Annotated in this window: 27 protein-coding genes; 19 read left to right on the forward strand and 8 right to left on the reverse strand. The window is 63.7% G+C overall.

Features of this window, described 5'->3' with window-relative positions; genetic code table 11:
• Positions 1-107 precede the first annotated feature (107 nt).
• Together ISG32_RS21150 and ISG32_RS21155 are read left to right on the forward strand one after the other, a co-directional pair.
• Complete coding sequence (locus ISG32_RS21150; protein WP_194773011.1) at positions 108-461, forward strand: helix-turn-helix domain-containing protein; 354 nt, start codon at positions 108-110, stop codon at positions 459-461.
• 4 nt (positions 462-465) lie between these two features.
• Positions 466-1,959, forward strand: a complete 1,494-nt coding sequence (locus tag ISG32_RS21155) for a type II toxin-antitoxin system HipA family toxin (RefSeq protein ID WP_194773012.1) — start codon at positions 466-468, stop codon at positions 1,957-1,959.
• A 42-nt stretch (positions 1,960-2,001) separates the two neighbouring features.
• On the opposite strand, the gene ISG32_RS21160 is transcribed toward ISG32_RS21155, so the two are convergent.
• The gene (locus ISG32_RS21160; RefSeq protein ID WP_194773013.1) at positions 2,002-2,763 is read right to left on the reverse strand and encodes an enoyl-CoA hydratase; all 762 of its coding nucleotides are present in this window, start codon (positions 2,761-2,763) and stop codon (positions 2,002-2,004) included.
• Positions 2,764-2,904: 141 nt separating this feature from the next.
• On the opposite strand from ISG32_RS21160, the gene ISG32_RS21165 reads away from it, so the two are divergent.
• The 5 genes from ISG32_RS21165 (at position 2,905) to ISG32_RS21185 (ending at position 7,168) form a co-directional block, all read left to right on the forward strand.
• Positions 2,905-3,723, forward strand: a complete 819-nt coding sequence (locus ISG32_RS21165) for a GntR family transcriptional regulator (RefSeq protein ID WP_194773014.1) — start codon at positions 2,905-2,907, stop codon at positions 3,721-3,723.
• A 161-nt stretch (positions 3,724-3,884) separates the two neighbouring features.
• The gene (locus ISG32_RS21170; protein WP_194773015.1) at positions 3,885-4,469 is read left to right on the forward strand and encodes a malonic semialdehyde reductase; all 585 of its coding nucleotides are present in this window, start codon (positions 3,885-3,887) and stop codon (positions 4,467-4,469) included.
• A 111-nt stretch (positions 4,470-4,580) separates the two neighbouring features.
• Entirely contained in the window at positions 4,581-5,543 is a 963-nt protein-coding gene (locus tag ISG32_RS21175) for a Bug family tripartite tricarboxylate transporter substrate binding protein (protein WP_194773016.1), read from the forward strand.
• Positions 5,544-5,627: 84 nt separating this feature from the next.
• Positions 5,628-6,569 (forward strand): fumarylacetoacetate hydrolase family protein, encoded by a 942-nt coding sequence (locus tag ISG32_RS21180; protein WP_194773017.1) that lies wholly within the window; start codon positions 5,628-5,630, stop codon positions 6,567-6,569.
• A 38-nt stretch (positions 6,570-6,607) separates the two neighbouring features.
• The gene (locus ISG32_RS21185; RefSeq protein ID WP_194773207.1) at positions 6,608-7,168 is read left to right on the forward strand and encodes a VOC family protein; all 561 of its coding nucleotides are present in this window, start codon (positions 6,608-6,610) and stop codon (positions 7,166-7,168) included.
• 87 nt (positions 7,169-7,255) lie between these two features.
• Here ISG32_RS21185 and ISG32_RS21190 read toward each other — a convergent pair whose 3' ends face one another.
• Positions 7,256-8,233 (reverse strand): 2-hydroxyacid dehydrogenase, encoded by a 978-nt coding sequence (locus tag ISG32_RS21190; protein ID WP_323745973.1) that lies wholly within the window; start codon positions 8,231-8,233, stop codon positions 7,256-7,258.
• Positions 8,230-8,658 carry a VOC family protein gene (locus ISG32_RS21195; protein ID WP_194773018.1) on the reverse strand — a complete coding sequence of 143 codons (429 nt, stop codon included), beginning with the start codon at positions 8,656-8,658 and terminating at the stop codon, positions 8,230-8,232. Before ISG32_RS21195 ends, ISG32_RS21190 begins: the two co-directional genes overlap by 4 nt.
• 93 nt (positions 8,659-8,751) lie before the next feature.
• Here ISG32_RS21195 and ISG32_RS21200 point away from each other — a divergent pair, with 93 nt between their 5' ends.
• The 3 genes from ISG32_RS21200 to ISG32_RS21210 are packed head-to-tail and all read left to right on the forward strand — an operon-like array spanning position 8,752 to position 11,111.
• A complete protein-coding gene (locus ISG32_RS21200) occupies positions 8,752-9,702 on the forward strand; it encodes an alpha/beta hydrolase (RefSeq protein ID WP_194773019.1) in 951 nt (316 codons plus the stop codon).
• Between the two features lie 51 nt (positions 9,703-9,753).
• On the forward strand, positions 9,754-10,701 hold the full coding sequence (locus ISG32_RS21205; RefSeq protein WP_194773020.1) for a dihydrodipicolinate synthase family protein: 948 nt from the start codon (positions 9,754-9,756) through the stop codon (positions 10,699-10,701).
• On the forward strand, positions 10,698-11,111 hold the full coding sequence (locus ISG32_RS21210; protein WP_194773021.1) for a RidA family protein: 414 nt from the start codon (positions 10,698-10,700) through the stop codon (positions 11,109-11,111). Before ISG32_RS21205 ends, ISG32_RS21210 begins: the two co-directional genes overlap by 4 nt.
• On the opposite strand, the gene ISG32_RS21215 is transcribed toward ISG32_RS21210, so the two are convergent.
• Positions 11,086-11,577, reverse strand: a complete 492-nt coding sequence (locus ISG32_RS21215) for a hypothetical protein (protein WP_228529993.1) — start codon at positions 11,575-11,577, stop codon at positions 11,086-11,088. The two genes, ISG32_RS21210 and ISG32_RS21215, sit on opposite strands and share 26 nt — an antisense overlap.
• Before the next feature lie 348 nt (positions 11,578-11,925).
• Here ISG32_RS21215 and ISG32_RS21220 point away from each other — a divergent pair, with 348 nt between their 5' ends.
• A complete protein-coding gene (locus ISG32_RS21220) occupies positions 11,926-12,501 on the forward strand; it encodes a dihydrofolate reductase family protein (RefSeq protein ID WP_194773022.1) in 576 nt (191 codons plus the stop codon).
• Between the two features lie 171 nt (positions 12,502-12,672).
• Here the strand turns inward: ISG32_RS21220 and kynU are convergent, their stop codons facing one another.
• The 4 genes from kynU to ISG32_RS21240 form a co-directional block, all read right to left on the reverse strand.
• Positions 12,673-13,947 carry a kynureninase gene (kynU, locus tag ISG32_RS21225; protein WP_194773023.1) on the reverse strand — a complete coding sequence of 425 codons (1,275 nt, stop codon included), beginning with the start codon at positions 13,945-13,947 and terminating at the stop codon, positions 12,673-12,675.
• A 112-nt stretch (positions 13,948-14,059) separates the two neighbouring features.
• Positions 14,060-15,004: an ABC transporter permease gene (locus tag ISG32_RS21230; RefSeq protein ID WP_194773024.1), complete on the reverse strand. Its 945-nt coding sequence runs from the start codon at positions 15,002-15,004 to the stop codon at positions 14,060-14,062.
• Positions 15,005-15,009: 5 nt separating this feature from the next.
• Positions 15,010-15,789, reverse strand: a complete 780-nt coding sequence (locus tag ISG32_RS21235; RefSeq protein WP_194773025.1) for an ABC transporter ATP-binding protein — start codon at positions 15,787-15,789, stop codon at positions 15,010-15,012.
• 110 nt (positions 15,790-15,899) lie between these two features.
• Positions 15,900-16,892, reverse strand: a complete 993-nt coding sequence (locus ISG32_RS21240; RefSeq protein ID WP_194773026.1) for an ABC transporter substrate-binding protein — start codon at positions 16,890-16,892, stop codon at positions 15,900-15,902.
• Positions 16,893-17,056: 164 nt separating this feature from the next.
• Here ISG32_RS21240 and ISG32_RS21245 point away from each other — a divergent pair, with 164 nt between their 5' ends.
• From ISG32_RS21245 to ISG32_RS21280, 8 genes are all read left to right on the forward strand, one after another.
• Entirely contained in the window at positions 17,057-17,890 is an 834-nt protein-coding gene (locus tag ISG32_RS21245) for a GntR family transcriptional regulator (protein WP_194773027.1), read from the forward strand.
• A gap of 72 nt (positions 17,891-17,962) precedes the next feature.
• The gene (locus ISG32_RS21250; RefSeq protein WP_323745974.1) at positions 17,963-18,946 is read left to right on the forward strand and encodes a pyridoxal-phosphate dependent enzyme; all 984 of its coding nucleotides are present in this window, start codon (positions 17,963-17,965) and stop codon (positions 18,944-18,946) included.
• Between the two features lie 29 nt (positions 18,947-18,975).
• On the forward strand, positions 18,976-19,956 hold the full coding sequence (locus ISG32_RS21255; RefSeq protein ID WP_194773028.1) for a LysR family transcriptional regulator: 981 nt from the start codon (positions 18,976-18,978) through the stop codon (positions 19,954-19,956).
• 199 nt (positions 19,957-20,155) lie between these two features.
• Positions 20,156-21,646, forward strand: a complete 1,491-nt coding sequence (locus ISG32_RS21260; RefSeq protein ID WP_194773029.1) for a 2-hydroxymuconic semialdehyde dehydrogenase — start codon at positions 20,156-20,158, stop codon at positions 21,644-21,646.
• 2 nt (positions 21,647-21,648) lie between these two features.
• Positions 21,649-22,065: a RidA family protein gene (locus ISG32_RS21265; protein ID WP_194773030.1), complete on the forward strand. Its 417-nt coding sequence runs from the start codon at positions 21,649-21,651 to the stop codon at positions 22,063-22,065.
• A gap of 19 nt (positions 22,066-22,084) precedes the next feature.
• Positions 22,085-22,882, forward strand: coding sequence for a 2-keto-4-pentenoate hydratase (locus tag ISG32_RS21270; protein ID WP_194773031.1), 798 nt, complete (start codon positions 22,085-22,087; stop codon positions 22,880-22,882).
• Between the two features lie 17 nt (positions 22,883-22,899).
• Complete coding sequence (locus ISG32_RS21275) at positions 22,900-23,682, forward strand: 2-keto-4-pentenoate hydratase (RefSeq protein ID WP_194773032.1); 783 nt, start codon at positions 22,900-22,902, stop codon at positions 23,680-23,682.
• 32 nt (positions 23,683-23,714) lie between these two features.
• A complete protein-coding gene (locus ISG32_RS21280; protein WP_194773033.1) occupies positions 23,715-24,146 on the forward strand; it encodes a RidA family protein in 432 nt (143 codons plus the stop codon).
• Positions 24,147-24,172: the final 26 nt, after the last annotated feature.

The raw sequence follows: 24,172 nt of genomic DNA on the forward strand, positions 1-24,172 counted from the left end.
AATGTGTTTCCCATACTACCCATTTCATAAAATTGGGTATTAAAGGAAACAATACATCCTCAATGAATGTGTCGTAAACTACCCATAAAGATAACTTGGGTAGTTCAATGCACACATCCACACTTTCCTCCGAGGCACCGTCGATCCGGGAAGTTCTGCAGGACGCCGTCGCCCAGTCCGACATGCCCATCGTGGAGATCGCCGAGAAATCCGGCGTGAGCCGCAAGGCGCTCTACAGCCTGCTCAAGGGCGACGCCGACCCGCGCCTGTCCACCATCGACGCGCTCGCGCACACGCTCGGGCTGAGCATCGCCGTGGTGCCCAAAGCCGCGGAACAACTCCAGCTGCACCGGCCTGCGGCACTCGAAGCGTCCGGGCACTCCAAGATCCGGCGACTTCTGAACGCGCACGAAGAGAAAGCCAAGGCGAACCACGGAGCCAAGGCGGCCAAGGAGGTTTGACGCGATGGACCTCAGCATTCTCCAGATCCTCATGGCGGACACGGACGGCAGGCCCTCGATCCCGCTCGGCCTGCTCTTTCGCTACGGTGCGGAGCAGCCCAACGGCATCGTCCGCTTCATCCCCGCCGACGCCTACATCCGCGACGCGCAGCGCCCCGTGCTGAGCCTGCTCTACACCGGCGATACGGACGAGGAAACCCGGCGCCTGCTGAGCGATTTCCTCACCCGCGACTTCAACGGCATGCGTGCGGACTCCGGCAAGCCCGGCCCGAACGGGCTGCACCCTCTGCTGCTGCCCGCGTGGTTCCAGAACCTGCTGCCCGAGGGCAGCTTCCGCGAGCACATCGCACGCATCCGGGGCTGCGACGTCACCAATCATTTCGAGCTGCTGGCCGCGTGCGGAACCGATCTGCCCGGCGCCGTCTACGCGCTGCCTTACGACAACGCCACGCCCGCGCTGATGCAGACGCTGGTGACGAACAACCAGGACGCACTCGAGATGTCGGTCGTGGAAATTCCCCTGGTCGAGGGCATCTCGCTGTCGGGCGTGCAACCCAAGCTCGGGGTGAACCGCGACAGCGCGGGGCGCTACGTCGCGCGCACCAAGCTCAGCGAGGTCTCGCACATCATCGCCAAGCTGCCCGTCGTCGACTACCCGCGCATGCCCGAAGTCGAACACCTGAGCATGGAACTCGCGCGCATGGCGGGCGTGGATGCCTGCGAAACCCATCTCGTGCCGCTGGAGAAGCTCAGCGCCGACCATGTCTACGATCTCGGCTCGCCCGACGAGCGCACCACGCTGTTTCTCGCCGTGCCCCGCTACGACCGCGACAGCCCCACGCGCGTGCATGCCGAAGACATGGCACAGGTGCTGGGATTTCTGCCGCACGAGAAATACACCACCGCAGTCTCCTACTCCCTGCTCATGCAGGTGTTCATGGGCTACCCAAGCCTCGGTGAGCCAGCCGTGCTCGAACTGCTGCGGCGCCTTGCCGTCAACGAACTCCTGGGCAACGCGGACTGTCATCTGAAGAACATCGGCGTCTACTACCCCGACGGCGTCGAGCCCCGACTGCCACCGGCCTACGACATCGTCGCCCACCACGTGTTCAACGGCGCGCAGGGCCACGCCCTCTACATCCTGCCCGAAGGAATCCAGAAGAATCTGGAGGCGCGCCAGCTGCAGGAGCTCGAACGCAGGCACCTTGCTGAGCACGGCGAACCCATGACGCCCGCCCAGCGCGCCGTGGCATCCAAGCTGCAACTGCTGCGCCCCAGCACGCTCAAGGCGCTGGCAGAGGCACTCCGCCTGCCCTACAAGCTCTTGCAGACTACGGTCGACAAAGTGGTGACCGATGCCGCGAACACCTGGCCCGCAGCCATTGCGGCCAGCGAAATCACCCCGGCCCAGAAGACCCGGATGACCGCATTTCTGGAGCGCCATCCGGCCGTGCAGGCCGTTCGAAGGCGGCAACGCTCGCGCTTGGGCCCCACCTGAACTGCCTCTGCCACACTGAAGCCACCCGGACCGGATGTCGCCTCAGCCCTTCTTTTTCTTGTCGAGAAAGGCGTTCATGTGGTGCTGCGGCTCGCCGGTCTTGAAGGCTTCGCCGAATTCGGCAATGCTGTCATCCACCGCGGCATCCAGCGTCATGCCCTCCCATCGACGCAGCAGACGCTTCTGCTGACGCAGCACCACAGGGCCGATCTCGGCCAGCCCCGCCGCAATCTCCAGAATGCGGGCATCAAGCTGATCCTGCGGAACGCACTCGTTGATCAAGCCCCACTCCTGCGCCTGCCTGGCAGAAATGTTCTCGCCAGTCAGCAGCAGCCAGGCGGCACGCGTTGTGCCGATCTGGGCGGGCATCATCGCCGCATGGATGACGGAGGGAATGCCCACCTTCACCTCGGGCATGCCGACGACGGCATTGTCCGCGGCGATGCGCAGGTCCCCCGCCATCGCGAGCTCGAGCCCACCACCCAGCGTGTGCCCCTCCAGCCTCACGATGACCGGAACCGGAAAATGCCGCACCGCATTGCACAGATCGCGCAGCGCGCTGATGAACACCCGGCCGGTGGCTGCAGTGAGCGAAGCCAGCTCCTTGATGTCGGCCCCCGCAATGAAAGCGCGCGACCCCGACCCGCGCAGCACAAGGCAATGCAGAGCCGGATTCTCCGCCAGCTCGCCCAGCGTCTGGATCAGACCACGGATGACCGGCGTGCCGAGCACATTGAGCACGCCTGCATCCGTGATGGTGACGATGGCGGTGGAGGGTGTGGGGTAAGTGACTTGGGCGTACATGTTGATCTCCGCTTTCCTGGATTCCTGCAGCTCTTGGAGCGTGTCTACGATCTCATCTGCATTTTGCCCACAAACCAAAATGCACCCGGTATGCAGATTCCTTAGAATGCAGTGCATCCCAAGCCATAGAAATACCATTCAATGCCCACCATCGCCGCCAAGGTCCAGTCGCTGATATCCGAGCAAATCATCAGTGGCCATTTCAAGCCCGGAACACGGCTGGACGAGCGGGAGCTTGCCCAGCAGTTCAACGTGTCGCGCACGCCGGTGCGCGAGGCGCTTCGGCAGTTGGCGGCGCGCGGGCTCACGCAGTTGCTGCCGATGCGCGGGGTGGTGGTGTCGGAGATCAGCGTGAAGGATCTCACCGAGATTCTGCATGCCAACTGCGAGCTTGAAGCGATGTGCGCGCGGCTCGCGGCCGAGTCCATGACCACCATGGAAAAGACCGAACTGCAGTATGTCCACGAGCGCACCAAGGAGTTTGTGGCGGAGGGCAATCTGGACAAATATCTCGACGCCAACCGCGAACTGCACCGGCTGATTCTCGAGGGAGCGCACAACACGGTGATCAGCCGCATGGTCGGCGAGATCCGGGATCGGCTGAGCCCCTACCGCCAGTTCCATCCTGCGGAAACCGATCGTCTCGCGACCTCGCATGACGCGCACAAGGAGATCGTCGAGGCCATCGTCGGAGGCCAGGGAGAAGCGGCCTATCTGGCGATGCGCGCGCACAATGCGCATCTGGGCAACGCGGCCCTGCGCGCACTGCGTCAGGCCAAGGAGGCCGAAGGCACCACCGCCGCACAGGAAGCGGCCGAAAAGCCAGCGCGCAAGCGGGCGGCTGCAGCAGCCAAGACCGAGCGCGCCCCGGGTGCACCGGCCAAGCGCGGACGCCCCGCCAAGGCGACGACCACGGCCACGGCTGGTGCGGCAACGGCCCGAAAACGCGTCACGCCCTGAATTTCAATGCAATTTCATTTTTTGGTATACCAAAATATTTATTGATTTAGAATTTCGGGCGATCCATGGCCGGATCGTCCGCGCGCGCGTTGGTCGTTGGTGTTCGTGCGACTCGGCAAGGTGGATTCTTCATTTCATCGACCGAACAAGGTGCCGCAGCAATGCCCGACAACTCCGCAGTGGAAACGCTCTTTCTCCACGCCCGTTCACACAACGGATTTCTGAACACCCCAGTCCCGCAGGAGCAGCTGCGCAGGCTCTACGACCTCATGAAGATGGGCCCGACGAGCGCGAACTGCTGCCCGCTGCGCGTGGTGTTCGTCACGTCGCCCGAGGCCCGTGCGCGACTGCTGCCTGCTCTCAGCCCGGGCAATGTGGCCAAGGTCCAGTCCGCACCGGTGACCGCCCTGCTCGCACGCGACACGCGATTTCACGAGCGGGCCGAGCGCCTGTTTCCGCACAACCCGCAGTTCTATCGCGCATTTGCCGATGACGCGGCGCACGCGGACGCCACGGCGCGGCGCAACGCCACACTTCAGGCGGGCTATTTTCTGATGGCGGCCCGCGCGGTGGGACTGGACTGTGGCCCGATGTCGGGATTCGACGAGGCGCTGGTGAATTCCACCTTCTTCCCCGATGGGCAGTGGCGCATCGACTTCCTGTGCAACCTCGGCCAGGGTGATCCAGCCAAGCTGTTCGGGAAACTGCCGCGCCTGGATTTCGAAGAAGCCTGTCAAGTGCTCTGAGAGCGTAAACACGCTTTGAGCGGGAAAACAATTGATTCAGGGCAACCACTCTTGAACTTTTGTATTTTTAAATGTATTCTTGGTATACCAAAAAATAATCAAAGGAAGACAATGCTCAGAGCACTCGTAGCCACCGCCTTCGCACTCACTGCGGCCAGCGCCGCCGTGGCGCAGGCCCACTGGCCCAGCAAGCCCATCACCATCGTCGTGCCATTCGGCGCGGGGGGCAACACCGACGTGATGGCGCGGCTTACCGCCACGCATCTGACCAAGGCGCTCGGAACATCGGTGGTCGTGGACAACAAGCCCGGCGCATCGGGCCTGATCGCCGCGCGCCAGGTGCTGGGACAGCCCGCGGACGGATACACGCTGTTCATGGCGACCGCCACTCAGGTGGTGACCGCGCCCTTCGTCAACGCGAGCTTCAATTTCGATCCGCTCAAGGAGTTTGCACCCGTGGTCAACATCGGTGCGAACGCCTTCGTGATCACCACCCGCTCCTCGCTGCCCGCGAAGAATCTCGGGGAATTCATCGAGCTCGCCAAGAAGGAGCCCGGCAAGATCACCTACGGCAGCGGCGGCGCGGGCGCGCTCACGCAATTGTCGGCCTTCATGTTCGGCAAGCGTGCGGGCATCGACATGACCCACGTGCCTTACAAGGGCGGCGCGGCCGTGATCACCGATCTCATCGGGGGCCAGATCGACATGTATTCGGCCAGCCCCTCGGAAGTGATTCCGCAGATGGGAGCGGGAAAGATCCGCCTGCTGGCGATCTCCAGTCCCACGCGCCTGAAGGAACTGCCCAACGTGCCGACCATCGCCGAGACCTATCCGGGCTACGAGGTCAGCACCTGGAACGGTCTGGTCGCGCGCGCGGGCACGCCCACCGAGGTATTGGACCGCATCGCAAGCGAAGTCGCGAAGATGAAGGAAGACCCGGCCAACATCAAGAAGCTCGAAGACATGGGCGTGGTGCCGATGTTCGTGACCCGCGCGGCCTTTGGCACGCAGATCCAGCGCGAGGTCGAGATGTGGGGCAAGGTTTTGAAGAACTCCGGCATTCGCGCTGATTGAACAAGGAACAGTCACGCGCGAACGCCGCAGGCAATGGAAGTCAATGCGCCCTAAGGGCGCAGTCAGAGAAGCAAGGAACGAGACATGCAATGGTTTGGAATCGCCGCCTACGCGGCCAATGTGAACGGTGTGGCAGGCGAGCGCTTGGGCTTGGTAGTGGACGACAAGGTCTATGACGCGCACAGCGCGGTGAGCGCCATCGACGCGAACAAGGCGGCGGCGCTGCCCGCCGATCTGGCCACCCTGCTTGCCAAGTGGGAAAGCTCATCGGACGCGATCAAGTCGCTCGAAGCCGCAGGCGAAGCGATCCGCAGCCGCAAGATCGAATTGCCAGTGCAGAGCGGCGCGCTCGGCGTGCCCTATGCACCCACGCGCATCTTCGCGACCGCGTCCAACTACTACGAACACGCCGCTGAAATGGGCACCAAGCTCGCCGCGCGCAGCGAGAGCACGCCCTACATCTTCATCAAGGCCGACAGCAGCATCACCGCCACGAAGACCGCCGTGGTGATGCCGTCCAACACCATGAAGCTCGACTGGGAGGTGGAGCTCGCAGTCATCATCGGCAAGGGCGGCCGCAACATCAGCGCAGCCAATGCCTACGAGCACATCGCCGGCTACACGGTCATCAACGACGTGAGCGCGCGCGATCTCACGCGCCGCTCCGACTACCCGTTCTCGCACGACTGGTTCCGCGGCAAGAGCTTCGACACCTTCGCGCCCATCGGCCCATGGTTCGTGCCGCGCGACTGCCTCGGCGATCCGATGAAGCTGCGCATGCGTCTCACGGTGAACGGCGAGAGCATGCAGGACGCGCTGACCGAAGGCATGATCTTCAACATCGCCGAGCAGATCGAATACCTCTCGAGCATCCTCACGCTGCGCCCCGGCGACATGATCGCCACCGGCACTCCCACCGGCGTGGGCATGGGCAAGGGCATCTTCCTCAAGCCCGGCGACGTGATGGTGGCCTCGGTCGATGGCATCGGCTCCATCGAAAATCACATCGTCGCGGCCGGCGCCTGAGCCGCACCCGCGACGCACAGCGAAGGAGACACGAGATGATGACAACGACAGCCAACAAACTGCGTCCGCGCCGCCTAGGGCACATGGTGCTCATGGTGCGCGACATCCAGAAGTCCGCGAAGTTCTACACCGAAGTGCTGGGCCTCGAGGTGTCGGACTGGATCGGCGAGAACATGGTGTTCCTGCGCGCGGGCACCGACCACCATGATCTGGCACTGGCCCAACTGCCCGACAAGGACTCGCCCGACTACAACGACCTGCCGCGCTACTCGCGCCCCGGGCTGGAGCATTTCTCCTACCTGATCGACAGCGAGGAAGAGATAGAACGCTCCGTCAAGGTGCTGCAGGAGCATGGTGTCGAGATCGTGCGCGGCATCGGCCGCCACGGGCCCGGCAACAACCTGTTCCTCGTGTTCAAGGACCCGGACGGCAACAACGTCGAGGTCTACTGCGAGATGACCCAGATCCCGCAGGACGGCCGGCACAAGGCCGAAGTCTGGGAGCGCAATCTGGAGAGCTTCGACCAGTACCGGCTTGAGCGCTTCGTGGTGCCGCCACCGGCCCATCTGGTCGCGTCCAAAACGCAAGAGAAGAAGTAAGCGGTTGATGCAACGATAAAAAAGCTCGGGGACCGGCAAGGTTCCCGAGCTTTTTCGTTGCCATTCAATGAACCAGAAATCAGCGATTCATGAAACGACGTGCTCCGGCCGACGTCCCGCGAGCACGTCGGCAAAGCTGGCCAGCAGCGCATCCGTCTGCGCCTGCTGGGCTGCTGGCGAGCGGCCCGCCATGTGCGGCGTGATCAGCACGTTGTCGAGGGATTTGAGCGCCTCGGGCACCAGTGGCTCGTCTTCCAGAACGTCCAGACCAGCACCCGCGATCAGCCCATGCTGCATGGCATGCACCAGATCGCCCGTGTTCACCACCGAGCCACGCGCCACGTTCACCACAAAACCCTGCGGCCCCAGCGCGCGCAGCACGTCGGCGTCGATGATGTGGCGGGTGGCGGCACCGCCCGGACAGGCTGCGACCAGATAGTCGCAGCGCCCGGCCATCGCGAGCAGATCAGCCTCGTAGTCATAGGCCAGTTCCGCACGCGGAGTACGGGTGCAGTACAACACCCGCATGCCGAACGCCGCGCAGCGCCGCGCGATGCCCTGGCCGATGCGGCCCATGCCGATGATCCCGACCACGCTACCGCTGAGCGTGGGCCGCGCGGTGCGCAACCGCTCCCAGTCACCCGCGCGCACCGCCTGCGTGAGCGCGCCGTAGCCGCGGCCGAGCGCGAGCAGGAAGCCCAGTGCGTGATCGGCCACGGTCTCGTCGTTCGTGCCCGGCGCATTCGTGACGACGACGCCCCGCTGCGTCGCGCAGGCGAGATCGACGTTTTCATGTCCTACGCCAAACGCGCTCACCACGCGCAGCGCGGGCATGCGGCGCATCAGCTCCGCGCCGAGGCCCGTCGTGCCATTGGTGACCACGGCCACGATGCGGTCGAGCGGCACGGCATCGCCGGCATCGTCGACCTCGCCCGGCCCGCGCTCTGCCATGTGCAAATCGTAGAGGGTCGAAAGCGCGCGGCGCGTGACCTCCGGCAGCGGGATCAACGCCAGCACATGCGGGCGTTCCCGCATGGCGGCATCAGATGCGTGCCCTTCGCTCACGCGGGCTTGGTCTCTGCGGCTTCCACCGGAGCGACCTCCTTGACCGCGCCCTTCCAGCCCGACTCGGTGATGTCGAAAACGATGCCGTCGGGCGTGCGGTACTTCACTTCGTAGAACACGTTGGGATCAGTCTCCTTGCGACCCGTGAGATAGGTGCCACCGGCGGCGATCACCTTCTTCTCAGCCTCTTCGAGGTTGTCCACCCACATGCCGAAGTGAATCACGCCGCGCACGTCCTTGAGCTTTTCGTAACCCGGCACCGCCTCGTCCTTGAAGTTCAGCAGCGCGACGTTCATCACGCCGTCCGTCATGTACCAGCCGCGCATCGCGCGACCGGCGCGCGTCATGCCGAACGCCTGTTCAAAGAACGTGGCAGCTGCCTCGGGGTCGCTGACGGACAAGGCGATGTGTCTGAGTTTTTCCATACCAAAGTCTCCTGATGAGTGTGTTGACCAGAAAATTATATCGATTAAATTTGATATTGGTATACCAAACAATCAATGTGTATAATTTTTGACATGCATCACTCATCACACCCCTTCGGCACGCTCAACGCGGATCAGCAGGCGCAACTCGACGCGGCCGGAGCCATCTGGGCCACCGACATCAATGCGCATCGCGATCTGGCGGTGAAGACCTACTCGCCGCTGGTGCTGCAGACCGACAACGGCGGCATCGACGTGGAGCGCGATGTCCACTACGGAGAAGCGGAGCGCCAGCGGCTCGACGTCTACAGCCGCGCGGCATGGCGCAACGCGGCGGCAAAGCCCCGCGACGTGCTCATGTTCTTTCACGGCGGTGCCTTCATCCGCGGCAACAAGAGTGCCAACGGCGCCATCTATGACAACGTCACCTACTGGTTCGCGCACCAGAACTGCGTCGCGGTGAATGTGGAATATCGCCTTGCCCACGATGCGCCCTATCCCGGAGGCGCGGATGACGTGATCGCCGCCGTGCGCTGGGTGCAGCGGCACATCGCGGCCTTCGGCGGCAACCCCGCGCGCATCTTTCTCATGGGCCACTCGGCGGGCGGCTCGCATGTGGCGAGCGCCCTGTTCGATCCCGCCGTGAACGGCCGGCTCACGGAGGATGACATCGCGGGCGCCATGCTGATCAGCGCGCGCCTCACCGCCGATGTGCTGCCCGACAACCCCAACGCCAACGGCGTGCGCGCCTATTTCGGCGAAGACGCATCGCTTTACGCCGCGCGCTCCCCCTCCTCCCATGTGCAGCGCTGCAACGTGCCGTTGCTGATCGCCGTGGCCGAACACGAGAACACGCATCTGGACCGCTACGGCCAGGAATTCTTCGAGGCCGCAAAGCAGCCACCGCGCACCGCCCTCACCCGCTTCACCGCGCTGCCCCGGCACAACCACACCTCCATCGTCGCCCACTTCAACAGCGGCGAGGAAACACTGGGCCCCGAACTCATCGCCTTCATGCGCGACGCGCAAACGCCCGCAGCCTGAGATCGCCAACACGCTCTGAGCACCCGATATTCAACAACGGAGACAGCCACAATGACGGACAACACACCACGCACCACGCCACGCAGCCCGCAGGTTTTCACCCCCGCGCTCACGCCCTTCAACGCCGACCTCACGGTCAACAGCACGGCCTTCATCCACTTTTGCCGCTGGCTTGTTTCGCAAGGCGCTGGTCTGGCGGTGTTCGGCACCAACAGCGAAGCCAACTCGCTCGGGCTCGAAGAAAAGATCACGCTGCTCGAGCAACTGGTCGACGCGGGCATCCCAGCCAACCGCGTGATTCCCGGCACCGGCCTCTGCGCCCTGCCCGAGACCATCTCGCTCACGCGCGCCGCGGTGGCGCTGGGCTGCGCAGGCACGCTGACCCTGCCGCCGTTCTACTTCAAACCCGCATCCGACGACGGCCTCTTCGCCTACTACGCCAACATCATCGAGTCCGTGGGTTCCGACCGGCTCAAACTCTACCTCTATCACATCCCCCAGTTCACCGGCGTGCCCATCAGCTGCGATTTGATCGCGCGCCTGATCAAGTCGTACCCGCGTACCGTCGTCGGCATCAAAGACAGCTCGGGCAACTGGGAAAACACCGAACGGATGCTGCGCGAATTCCCCGGCTTCGAGGTCTACCCCGCCTCTGAAGCCCTGCTCGAAAAGGCCCTGCCGCTCGGCGCTGCGGGCTGCATCTCGGCCACCGCCAACGTCCAGCCACAGCTGATCGACCGCGCGCTCAAGGCCTGGGGAACACCGGAGTTCGACGCGATGCAAGCCCAGCTCAAGGCAGTGCGCAACATCTTCCAGTCCCAGCCCATGATCCCCGCGCTCAAGCATGTCGTCGCCAAGGCCTTTGGCGACAAGGAATGGGAACATGTGCGCCCACCGCTGACACCCGCTAACCCATCTTGGGCCGACGGCATGATGGCGCAACTGCGCGACATCGGCTTCGATATGGGCGTGAAGGGCATGGAAGGCATGCAGCGATGACGATCGGCGCGGCCCCCACAGGCCTGCCGAAACCGCTCGGCAACTACGCACGCTGGCGACAGAACGGCAACACCATCTACGTCGCCGGCGTGAGCGCGCGCATGCCCGATGGCAACATCGACGGCGTGCGGCACCACGCCGACGGCCACGTCGAATACGACGTGCCCACGCAGACAAGACGCGTGCTGCGCAACATCGAAGCCATCCTGAGCGAAGCCGGAGCGAGCCTTACGGACTGCATCGACCTGACCTGCTACCTCGTCGATCAGGGCGACTTCGCCGCGTTCAACGAAGCATGGGCGGAGTTCTTCGACGAACACCAAGCGCCGACACGCACCACCATCGTCGTGCGCGGCTTGCCGCATCCGGACATGGTGGTGGAGATCAAGGCCGTGGCCTGCATCGGCTAGCCAGACCGCCCGGGGTGCTGCATTCTTTCGCCTGAAAATGAAAGAACATGACCAGATCGCCAACGGTCTGCACCTTGCCGAAATAAGGATTCGCCGCCCCGTTGTCGAGCGAGCGCCCCGCGCGCCGCGCGACCTCGGGCGCAACGGCCATGTCGAGGTCGTCGGCATCGAAAAACATATCATCCAAGCGATCGGAAGCCCGGACCGGAAATGCCGCGCGGCGTGCTTCCAGCTCCTGCAGCAGCGTGTCGTGGACGGCACGGATGATCCACGTATCCACCACCCGCGTGTCAAAGCTGCGCGCAAATTGGCAGATCGATTCACCTTGCCGCTCTGCGGCCAGTTGAAGCAGACGGGCGCGGCGCTTGGATTCCGTCGAGCCGGCTGCGATGCCGGCTACCGCGACAAAAGCGGTTACCGCCAAAACTGCCTGAATCGATGCCATCCACCAGAACGCCAGCGCCATGGCGGCAAAGAAGCAGCACAGGGCCGTCGGCGCTGCACGAGACGGGGTTCTGCGTGGAGGGATGTGGCGGGAAGGTAAGCGCATAGTGTCGTCCTCTGCGCACGCATTCTGCCAGTCTCCGCGCCTGCAACGCGTTCCGGCTCTCCGTTGTGTCGCTTGGGTATTTCCGAGAGAGGCAATTACACGGCGAATTCAGATTCAGCTTGCTGCCAACAGCAGGCATTCGACATTCGACCTCCGATGTCATCAAATGCATGCCGTTGAGTTTCCGCGATCACGACCGAATTTCTCTGAAACACACGAAACTCGCCAGCGACCGTCCGTACGACCACACCTACAATTTGGCCCATGAAAACGCAGTACTACACCGCCACCAGCCTGGACGGCTTCCTCGCAACCGAGGACGACTCCCTGGATTGGCTTTTCGCCTTGGGCAACGTGAATGAGTCCAGCTATCCAACGTTCATTTCCCACGTTGGAGCTTTGGCTATGGGCTCTTCCACCTACGAGTGGATGTTGCGCAATGCTGAAAAAGTGGCTTCGGAGACGGGTTCTCCATGGCCATATTCACAGCCCGCGTGGGTATTTACCAGCCGCGAGCTTCAGAACATTGGCGGTGCGAATATCCAATTCGTCAACGGCGATGTGCGATCCGTCCATGCCGCGATGCGCGCCGTTGCGGGGGACAAGAACATTTGGATCGTCGGTGGTGGCGATCTTGCCGGGCAGTTCTACGACGCTGAATTGCTGGATGAAATCATTGTCCAGATCGGCGCTGTGACGCTGGGCAAAGGCAAGCCATTGTTCCCGCGCAGAGCACTCCATCCCAGTCTGCAACTTGCGTCTGTTCACAAGATGGGCGCAGGCATGGCGGAATTGCGCTACGAGGTGCAAAGGCAGACGCCGAACGAGCAAGGTGCATGAAAGCTCAACGTCGCACCTAAGAAAGGACGACCAGCGCCTCCACAACAGAAAAGGCCGCGCACAAAAAAAGGCCGTGTACAAAGCAGCGGCCCAGACCTTCAAACCCTGGCTGCAGCACATCCAGAACGCGCCGCAGCCAGTCAGTCAGTCAAATATCAACCCTGAATCCAATCAGGTCACCGTCCCGCGCTGATGGAACTTCGGCTGGTCCCAGCTCTTGCTCACCAGAATGTCCTTGAGCACCGCGACCGCGTTCCACACGTCTTCAAACCCGATGTACAGCGGCGTGAAGCCGAAGCGCATGATCTTGGGCTCGCGGTAGTCCGGGATCACGCCGCGCTCGATCAGGGCCTGCACCACGGCAAAGCCGTGCGGGTGTTCAAAGCCGACCTGGCTGCCGCGGTACTTGGTGTCCAGCGGGGTGTTCAGCGTGAGCGGGAAGCCCTCGCACTCCTGATTCACCAGATCGATGAACAGCGTGGTCAACTGGAGTGACTTCACGCGCAGCTCGTCCATGTTGGTGTCGGCAAAGGTGTCGAGGCCGTTTTCCACCATGGCGAGCGAGGTGATGGCCTGGGTGCCGCAGAGATAGCGCTTGACGCCCTGATGCGGGTCGTAGTTCGACTCCATCGCGAAGGGGCGGGCGTGGCCCCACCAGCCGGACAGGGGCTGCCAGAAGCTTTCCTGGTACTTGGGGTTGACCCAGAGGAACGCGGGCGAACCGGGGCCGCCGTTCAGGAACTTGTAGGTGCAGCCGACGGCGTAGTCAGCGTTCGCGCCGTTCAGGTCAACGGGCACCGCGCCTGCGGAGTGGCACAGATCCCAGATCGTGAGCGCGCCGACCTTGTGAGCCTTGGCGGTGATGTCGGCCATGTCGTACATGTAGCCGGTCTGGTAGTTCACGTGGGTCAGCAGCACCACGGCGACGTCTTCGGTCAGTGCGGCTTCAAGACCTGCGGCGCCGTCAACGAGGCGCAGTTCGTAGTCTGCGCTGCCGAGCGAGCTCAGCATGTCCATCAGTCCCTGGGTGATGTACAGGTCGGTCGGGAAGTTGTTGCGCTCGGAGACGATGACGCGGCGCGCGGGCGCCTTTTCCTTTTGCTGGCGCAGCGCGGCGGCCATCACCTTGAACAGGTTGGTGGACGTGGTGTCGGTCACGATGACCTCGTTGTCCTTGCCGCCCACGAGGCGCGCGAGCTGGTTGCCGAGCTTTCGCGGCATGTCGAACCAGCCGGCGGTGTTCCAGCTGCGGATCAGGCCCACGCCCCATTCTTGGGTGATGACGTCTTGCGCGCGCTTGGCCGATGTCTTGGGCATGGCGCCGAGCGAGTTGCCGTCGAGGTAGATGACGTCGGAGGGCAGATCGAACTGGTCGCGCAGCTTCGCCAGCGGGTCGCTCGCGTCCAGAGCGCGGCAGTCGGCGAGTGTGATTTTCTGGGTTGTCATGAAAGGTCCTGTCGAGAATGGCCGCCCCGCTGGGATGCCGTTATGGGGCACCAGGGGGGCGTGGAGTAAAAATGGCCGGAATGGATTCTTGGTGTCGTGCGCCGATTCGGCATCAAGCTGCAGGTCGCTCGCGCATGGCCTCGCGGCCAGGGGCGCTGCCGCTCTTGCGGCCACCGCGCAGCGATGGCAGGCCGAGCATGAACAGCACGAACAGGCCGGTGGCGAGCTTGAGATCCGGCGGCGGCATGTTGGCGGCCAGGCACAGCGAGATCAGCTGATAGTAGATCAGCGCGCCGACGATGGGAGCGAGCAGTTGGCGGAACACGGTCTGGTTGCCGATGATGGCCTCGCCGATCATCAGCGCGGCCAGTCCGTTGATCAGCACACCCAGGCCCATGTTGATGTCGCCGAAGCCCTGCGACTGCACCATCAGCGCGCCCGCCATGGCGGAGAAGCCACCGGCGATGCCGATGCCGATGATGGTGGCGGTCCAGACGTTGATGCCCTGCGCTTCCGACATGTCGGGGTTGGCGCCCACGGCGCGCATGGCGGTGCCCTTCTCGGTCTTGAAGAAGTAGTTCATCACGAAGAAGGCGATGGCCAGCAGCACGCCGACGATGGCGATCTTGTTCCAGGGAGAGCCCGCGTCGGCCACGGGAATCACGTCCAGAATGCTGTCGCTGCCGAACAGCGAGATGTTGGATCGGCCCATGATGCGCAGGTTGATGCTGTAGAGCATCGTCGTCATCAAGATACCAGCGAGCAGCGTGTGGATGCGAAAGCGCAGGTGGATGTAGGCGGTGCAGCATCCCGCGATGAAGCCCGCGAGAATGGCGACGGCCACGGCCAGCCAAGGATTCACACCGGAGACGATGAGCACGGTGGCGACGCAGCCGCCGAGCGGGAACGCGCCCTCCGCCGTCATGTCGGGGAAGTTAAGCACGCGAAAAGGCAGCATGATGCCAAGCACCACGAAGCCCATGATCAGGCTCTGCGCGATGGTGACGGGAATCAGTGCGTAGAACGTCGAAAAGGTGGTTTGGATGAATTCGGTCATGGTGATCAGCTCGCCAGCAACATGCGGTCGCTCTTGGTGGAGAAGTGGGAGATCAGGTCGGGCACGGTGAGGCCCTTCTTTTCATCGGGGCCGATCTCCAGTTTCACGCGGCCCGCGTCCACCATGAACACGCGGTGGCCAAAGTCGATGGCGTGCTGCATGTTGTGGGTGACCATCAGCACGGTGAGCTTGAAGGCCTCGACCGCCTTGACGGTGGCCGCCATCACGAGGTCTGCGGTACGCGGATCGAGCGCAGCCGTGTGCTCGTCGAGCAGCAGCAGTTGGGGCGATGTGCTCACCGCCATCACCAGCGAGAGCGACTGGCGCTGTCCGCCCGAGAGCAGGTCGACGCGCGCGTCGAGCCGGTCTTCAAGGCCGAGGCCCAGCACCGACAGGCGCTCGCGGTACAGCGCGCGGCGTGCCGCCGTGAGGCCGGGGCGCAGCGTGCGCTTTTGCACGCGCAGCTCGGCCAGCAGCATGTTCTCGGCAATCGTCATGCTGGCGGCAGTGCCCTTCATCGGATCCTGGAACACGCGGGTGATGCGCTCGGCACGCTTGTGCACGGGCAGATGGGTGACGTCCTCGTGGCCGACCACCACCGAGCCCGAATCGAGCGGCAGTGCGCCGCTGATGGCGTTGAGCATGGTGCTCTTGCCAGCGCCGTTGGTGCCGATGATGATGCCGAACTCCCCTGTGCCCAGTTTGAGGTTCAGGTCGTTGAGCGCGATCTTCTCGTCGGGCTTGCCGCGATAGAACACCTTGCGTGCGTTTCTTACTTCCAGCATGACTGTCTTGTCTCCTCGGATTGCTCGCCGGGCGAAGGCTTGGATAGACACCCTCGCCCGGTTTGAATCACGTTTGAATCACTGTCCCGTTAACGTGGCGCTGGAGGCCATCAGTCCACAAAGCACTTGCAGTCCGCGATGGACGCGGGCGCGGTCATCTTGAAGGCCTTGAGCGCGGAGCGCGAGACGACGGTCTCGTGGTCGGCCAGCGTGGGCTTCATCGGGGCGATGTTCTTGGGGTCTTCACCACGCAGAATGCGCGCGGCGATCTTGCCCGCGTTCTCGCCGACCTTCTCGTAGCGCACGGCCACGGCCGCCACCACCAGGCCCTTGTGCACCGGCTCGGGGTCCGCGCCCATCAGCGGAACGCCGATCTGGCGCGCGGCGGCCGATACGGCCGGGGTCGCTGGCTGCAGCAGGTTGGAGGTGGGGTTGTAGAGCACGTCGACCTTGCCCTTGAGCGAGGTGATGCGCTGCTGGATGTCGTTGGCGTTGTCCACCCCCACCGAGACGATCTTGTAGTCGCTGCCGGCACCGGCCTGCTTGACCTTCTCGAGCAGAGCCACGTCGTTGGCCTCGCCGGGGTTGTAAGGCATGCCGAAATTCTTGGAATTGGGCACCAGCTTGTGAGCGAACTGCATCACGGCGTTCATGTCCTGCAGGTCGGACGAACCGGTGATGCCGACATCGCCCTTGTCCCACGACGGCGTGAGCTTGGCCGCCACCGGATCCGTCACCACGCTGAAGACCACCGGAATGCCGGAGTTCTGCAGCGTCTTCTTGGCGACCTGGGAGACCGGCGTGGTGATGGTCATCATCAGCTTGGGCTTGCCCGCCTGCAGCTTGGCGATCATCTGCGGCAGCAAAGTGGCGTCGAAGTTGGTGTGGCTCAGTTCGTAGACCACGTCCTTGCCTTCCACAAAGCCTTCCTTGGCGAGCTGCTTCTTGAAGCCGGTCACGGATTCGTTGAGCTGCGGGTGATCACCGAAATTGGCGATGGCGATCTTCATCGGCTCGGCCCAGACGCTGCCGGCGAATGCGGTCAGCAGAGCACCTGCGATCAGCGCCTTGTTGAAACCCGTGCGGGATGTGGTGGCAACCATGTCTTGTCTCCTGAGTTGCCCGGCGTTCAGGGTGCCGGGTCGTTAGGGTTAGAGGGAGGTATCTGCAACGCAAAAATAATATATAGTTTGCGGGATCGAATATTAAGTTACATACCAGATATAGATCTTGGTATTTACCCTTGAGTGAAAGGTATGCCATCCAAATGACTGCCGACGGAGACTCCAAGACCGATGCCGCCTACCAATTGCTGCGTCGTGAAATCCTGGCCGCCAGACTGCCTGCCGACACGGCTCTGCGCCCCAGCTCACTCAAAGCCAGCTATGGCCTGAGCTGGACACCGGTGCGCGAGGCGTTGGCGCGGCTCGAGGCCGAGCGGCTGGTGGTGTACCGGCGCAATCGCGGCTTCGCGGTCGCCCCGGTGTCGAGCGAAGAGCTCGACGATCTGCAGCGCGCCCGCCAGGCCATCGAACTGCCGCTCCTGAAGGAGGCCATCGAGAACGGCGATGCCGAATGGGAGGCGTCTCTCGTGGCCGCGCACCACCGGCTGAGCCGCTGCACGCTGCCGGTGGATGATCCGTCCGAAGAAACGTTGAGCCAGTGGGAGCACCTTCACGCCGCATTCCACCAGACGCTGCTGAGCGCGGCGGTCTCCAAGTGGCTGCTGCGGTTTCAGGCGCAGATCCACGAACAGCTGCAGCGCCATCACCGCGTGCTCGCGATTCTTCCGGTGTTCAAGAACAAGCAGGCCGATGCGAAAGAAGCCTTCGACGCGCTGCGCAACGCGATGAGCACCGCTCACCATACCGAGCTGCTCCACGCGGTGCTGGACCGCGATGTGGACCGCGCCCTGATGCTGATGGCCGAACACGCGGGCACGACCATGGACGTGTTCGAGCGCACCAACGCCGTGCAGGAACAGCTGGCGCGGCGCAAGGCGAGCAAGGATGGCAAGCCGGCGAGGAAAAGCCCGGCGGCCAAGTCAGCGGCCAGCACCGCATCCGCGCAGAAAACCAGAAGCAAAAAACAAACAGGATAAGACCAGAAGTCGCGCCCGATCACCGAGCCGACATGCGGCACCACACAAGAAAAACCATCAGGAGACCCACCCGTGAAGCCAGTACGCAACCAGCCCCGACGCCCCACCCTCACGGAGATGACGGCCGCCCGTGAGCGCATCAGCCCCTATGTGCGACGCACGCCGCTCATCGATCTGGGCCTGCCGCTCAAGGACCGGCGCATCTTCGTCAAGCTCGAAACCCTGCAGCCCATCGGAGCCTTCAAGCTGCGCCCCGCTCTCTCGGCGCTGCTCACGCGGGATCGCGAAGCGCTCGCGCACGGCGTCGCGGTGTCGAGCTCGGGCAACATGGCCTATGGCACGGCATGGGCCGCGCGGCAGCTGGGCATTTCGATGGCCGCCTACATGATGACCGATGCGCCCCTCACCAAGATCGAGGGCGTGCGCAAGCTCGGCGGCGACGTGCGTTTCATCAGCGGCGACACCTGGTGGAACTACATCACCGAAGAAGACGCGCCCGAAGGCCCCGAACTGCTGATCAACCCGGTCACCGACAACGGCGTGCTCGCGGGCAATGGCTCCATCGGCTTCGAGATTCTGGAAGACCTGCCCCGCCCCGACTGGGTGCTCTCGCCCATCGGCGGCGGCAGCCTGGTCACTGGTGTCGCATCGGCCATCCGCGCATTGCAGCCGGGCGTGCGGGTGCTGGCCTGCGAGGGAGAACATGCAGCTCCCGCCACGGCCGCACTCGCCGCCGGCAAGGTGGTGGAGGTCGATGCGCAGAATTCCTTCATCAAGAGCATCGGCGGTCCCACCGTCGTGCCCGCGCTCTGGCCCATCGTGCGCGAATTGATTGACGGGACCAGCGTCGTCACGCTCGCACAAGTGGTCGAGGCCATGCAGCTGCTGTACGCGAAGGCCAAGGTCGTTGCCGAGGGCGCGGGCGCCGCTTCGCTGGCTGCGGCGATCAATGATCCGCGCGTCAAGGGAGATGTGGTCTGCGTGATCTCGGGCGGCAACATCGACCCGGTGGACTACATCTCGGCGCTCAATGGCGTCGTGCCTGCGGCGCGCTGAAGCGCGAAGCGTCAGTCAGAGAGCCCGAAATGTCCGCGATGCATGATCCAGCCTTCCCATCCGGCCTCGCGCTCGCGCGGCGACTGCGGCTGCAGCAGCTCGCGATCTTCACCAAGGTGATCGAGTCCGGATCGGTGCTCGCGGCCTCGCGCGAGCTCGCGATGACGCAGCCCGCGATCAGCAAGTCGATCCAGGATCTCGAGCAGCAGCTCGGCGTCACGCTGTTCGAGCGCAGCAAGCGAGGCATGGCGCTCACCGACGTCGGTCATCAGTTCGAGCACCACGCCAAGCTCATGCTGTCGCAGCTGCGCTATCTGTCCGAAGACCTCGCCTCGTGGAAATCCGGCACGGCAGGACATCTGATCGTCGGCACGTTGATCGCCGCATCCGCCACCATGCTGCCCAACGCGCTCGGCCATCTCAAGCGCATCGCGCCGAACGTGAGCGTCACCGTGAAGGTCGGCGCGAACGCCACGCTCTATCCCATGCTGCTCAAGGGCGAGCTGGACATCGTGCTCGGCATTCTTCCTGAAGACGCGAGCGTCTATCTGCCCGACCGCAAGGGCCTTGGCGCACTGCGCCACGTGCCGCTCTACGACGAAGGTTTGAACGTGGTGGTGTCCGCCCAACACCCGCTCGCCCAGCGGCGCAAGCCGGTCACTCTGGACGCGCTGCACGGCCTCGAATGGATCGTCCCCACGCGCGATTCCGCCACCTACCGCGCGGTGCTCACCTTCTTCCGTGAAAAACAGCTGCCGGTGCCGGAGCATGTGATCGAGTCGGTCTCCATCCTCACCAATCTCGAGCTGATCGTGAAATGGAACATGGTCTGCATCATGCCGAGCTCCGTGGCGCGAAGGTTCGAGGAGTTGGGACTGGTGAAGGTGCTCGCCTTCGATCACCTGAGCGAGGCCACGACCATGGGCTACACCATCCGCTCCGACCGCGAACAGAGCGCCATCGTTCAAAGCTTCATTCAGGCACTGCGTCAATCGTCCGTGCAGGAATGACGGCATGGCGAGCCGGTATGCGCCATCAGCGGACTGAGCAGCTCCGCGATACGCACCACCTGTGACCTGCCGCTGCCGCGGGGGTTGAATGCCCATATCTATTCTCGCAGGGAATACATGCGCAAGCCGATTTCATTATTCAACGCGTCCCGCCCTGCCTAGACTGTCCACCATCAGACCGTTCAGTGGAGACAGAAAAATGACAACCCCGCCGCGCTTTGGCCTTCCCCCCGGCCTCGTGTCCCTGCGCAACTACGTCGACGGCGAGTTCGTCGCGACGGCCAAGACTTTCGACAACATCAGCCCGCTCGACGGTACGCTTCTGGGCAAGGTTCACGAGGCCGACGCGGCGCTCGTGGATCGTGCGGTGCAGGCCGCACGCAGGGCATTGCACGGCCCTTGGGGAAAGATGAGTGTGCAGGAGCGCGCGGCCCTAGTCTACAAGGTGGCCGATGTGATCGAGCGCCGCTTTGAGGAGTTCGTCGCCGCAGAGGTCGCCGACACCGGCAGGCCCATGGCGCAGGCGCGTGCGCTCGACATTTATCGCGGCATGGCCAATCTGCGCACTTTTGCCGATCTCGGCAAAGTAGCGAATGGCGAGTATTTCGAGACGCGTCTGGCCAATGGTCAGGAACTGATGAACTACACCGTGCGCAAGCCGCTCGGCGTGATCGCAAGCATCTGTCCATGGAATCTGCCGCTGCTGTCGATGACGTGGAAGGCGGGCCCGGCCCTCATCTGCGGCAACACCATGGTAGTCAAGCCGTCGGAGGAAACGCCGTCGTCGGCCACGCTGCTGGCTGAGGCGTTCGCCGAGGCTGGCGTGCCGCCCGGCGTGTTCAACCTGGTGCACGGCTTCGGCCCGGGGTCGGCAGGCGAAGCGATGACCAGGCACCCCGACGTGGACGCCGTCACCTTCACCGGCGAGTCGCGCACGGGAGCGGCCATCATGAAGGCCGTGGCCGATGGGGTGAAGGACATCTCCTTCGAGCTCGGCGGCAAGAACGGTGCCATCGTGTTCGAGGATTGCGATTTCGAGCAGGCGGTGGACGGCATCATCAAGTCGAGCTTCACCAACTCGGGCCAGGTCTGTCTGTGCTCAGAACGGGTGTTCGTGCAGCGCTCGATCTTTGACAAGTTCGTGGCCGCGCTCAAGGCAAAGACCGAGGCGCTCAAGATCGGCTGGCCCGACGAGGAAGGCGTGTTCATGGGCTCGCTGATCTCGCACGAGCATCGCGACAAGGTGCTCTCGTACTACCGCCTGGCCGTGGAAGAAGGCGCGACGGTGGTGAGCGGCGGCGGCGTGCCGACGTTCGGCGACGCGCGCGACAACGGCGCTTTCGTGCAGCCCACGATCTGGACCGGCCTGCCCGACACCGCGCGCTGCATGCGCGAAGAAGTCTTCGGCCCCGTCTGCCACATCAGCCCGTTCGATACCGAAGAGGAAGTCATCGCCCGCGTCAACGATTCGGCCTACGGCCTCGCGGGCTGCGTGTGGACCACGAACCTCTCGCGCGCGCACCGCGTCTCGCGCCAGTTCCATGCGGGCATCGTGTGGATCAACACCTGGTTCTCGCGCGATCTGCGCACGCCGTTCGGCGGCTCCAAGCTCTCGGGCATCGGGCGCGAGGGTGGACGCTTCTCGCTTGATTTCTACTCCGAAACCACCAACATCTGCGTGGCGATCTGATCATGCACGAACGCATCACCTCCGCCCACGGGCCGCAGCCGAAGTTCATGTATACGCCCTGCATAAGAAACGGTGCGCTCGGCATCGTCTCCGGCATGGTCGCGCTCGATCCTCAAACCGGCACGCTCATCGACGGCGACGTGGCCGCGCAGACCCAGCGCATCTTCGACAACCTGCATCTGGCGCTGCCCGACTACCGCTTCGGCTTGGACGATCTCATGCTCGCGCGCATCTACACCACGCGCATGGACCTGTTTCCCGCGATCAATCAGATCTGGGAGCGGCAGTTCACGCCGACAACACAGATTTCCCCGCCCGCGCGCACCTCCGTGGGCGTGAGCGCGCTGCCCTTGGGTGCACTCGTCGAGATCGAATTCATGTTCTGCCAAAACGGTGCAGACCCCACAACTCTCCCATAACGATTCAGGAGCCGCCTCCATGCAAGCACTTCTTCAAGGCATGGCCGACCGACTGTGGCAGGCCGAGCAACGCAACCAGCCCATCACGCCGCTGCGCGACGAGATCGCGCAACTGGGCGGTGATGGCATCGCCGCCGCCTACGCCATCCAGCAGATCAACACCGAACGCCGCAAGGCGATGGGCCATCGACTCGTGGGCCGCAAGATCGGCCTGACCTCCATCGCCGTGCAGAAACAGCTTGGCGTCGACTCGCCCGACTTCGGCGCGCTGTTCGCCGAAATGGCCGTGGGCGATGGCGAGGAGATCGCCTGGAGCCGTCTGCAGCAGCCCAAGGCCGAGGCCGAGATTGCGCTGGTGCTCGCGCGGGACCTGCCGCACGAGCGCCACACCCTGGCCGACATCCTGAGTGCGACCGCCTACGCCGTCGCCGCCATCGAGGTCGTCGGCAGCCGCATCGCCAACTGGGACATCCGCCTGACCGACACCGTCGCGGACAACGCCTCGTCGTCGTTGTTCGTGCTCGGCACGCAGCCTGTGCCGCTCGCCAAGCTCGACCTCGCGGGCTGCGGGATGCGCATGGATTGCAGGGGCGAACCGGTGTCGGTCGGCGTGGGCGCGGCCTGCCTCGGCAACCCGCTGAACGCTGCCGTCTGGCTCGCGGACACCATGGTGCGCGTGGGCACGCCGCTCAAGGCGGGCGACGTGGTGATGACCGGAGCACTCGGCCCCATGGCCGTGGTGAAACCCGGCGATGTCTACACCGCGCGGATCGAAGGTCTGGGCTCGGTGAGCGCCGTGTTCGGCAAACAGTCATGAGGATGGAGAGACGGACGATGAACCAGCAGAAGATCGCGCAAGTTGCACAGACATTGGACGATGCGGCACGCCACGCCGCCGAGGTGGACCAGTTTGAAGCGGGCCACTTCAATCTCGAAGAGGCTTACGTCATCCAACGCGCCTCGATCGCCCGCCGCATCGAGCGCGGAGAGCGCATGGTCGGCATCAAGCTCGGCTTCACCAGCCGCGCCAAGATGATTCAGATGGGCGTGGACAGCCTCATCTGGGGCCTGCTCACCGATGCCATGCTCGAAGAAGAAGGCGCGGTCGTCGACCTCAAGCGCTACATCCACGCACGCGTCGAGCCCGAGGTCTGCTTCATCACGAAGAAGGACATCAACGGTCCGCTCACAGCGCTCGAGGCAGTCGACTATCTCGAAGCCGTCGCTCCCGCGATGGAACTCATCGACTCGCGCTACCGCAACTTCAAGTTCACGCTCGAAGACGTGGTGGCCGACAACTGCTCGTCCGCTGGCCTCGTCGTCGGCCCATGGTCGCGCAACTTCGATGCACTCACCAACGCCGGCGTACGCCTGCAGATCAACGGCCGCAACGCCCAGGTTGGCTCCACCGCCGCGATCCTCGGTCAGCCGCTGCGCAGCATCGTGCAGGCTTCGCGCCTGCTGCGCGGCGCAGAAATGACGCTGCCCGCAGGCTCGCTGATCATGGCCGGTGCGGCCACAGCAGCCGAGGCGCTCGCCCCCGGCGTCACGGTGGAGTGCCACATCGGCAGCGGTGCATCGTCGCTTGGTTCGGTGATGTTCCACACGACTGCCTGAGCACAGCCAGAGAATCCAAGGAGCAAATAGACATGTCAGACATAAACAGCAAAGCCACCGTGGTCGAAGGCAAGGCCACGCCGCGCGGCAAGTTCCCGCACATCAAGCGCGCAGGCGATTTCCTGTATGTCTCGGGCACCAGTTCGCGCCGCAAGGACAACACCTTCGAAGGCGTGCAGGTCGATGCCATGGGCGTGACCAACCTCGACATCCGCGCCCAGACCCGCGCGGTGATCGAGAACATTCGCGACATATTGCAAAGCGAAGGCGCTGACCTCTCCGACTTGGTCGAATGCGGCGTGTTTCTCGTGAACATGAACGACTTCGGTGGCTACAACGAAGTCTGGGCCGAATACTTCGACTACAACGGCCCCACCCGCACGACAGTGGCCGTGCACCAATTGCCGCACCCGCATCTGCTCATCGAGATCAAGGGCGTGGCCTACAGGCCCCGCACCGCCTGAAAAACACCATAAAAAACAGGAGACAG

Origin of the sequence: Diaphorobacter caeni, from assembly GCF_015354245.1 — a bacterium.
Taxonomy (GTDB): Bacteria; Pseudomonadota; Gammaproteobacteria; order Burkholderiales; family Burkholderiaceae_C; genus Diaphorobacter_A; species Diaphorobacter_A caeni.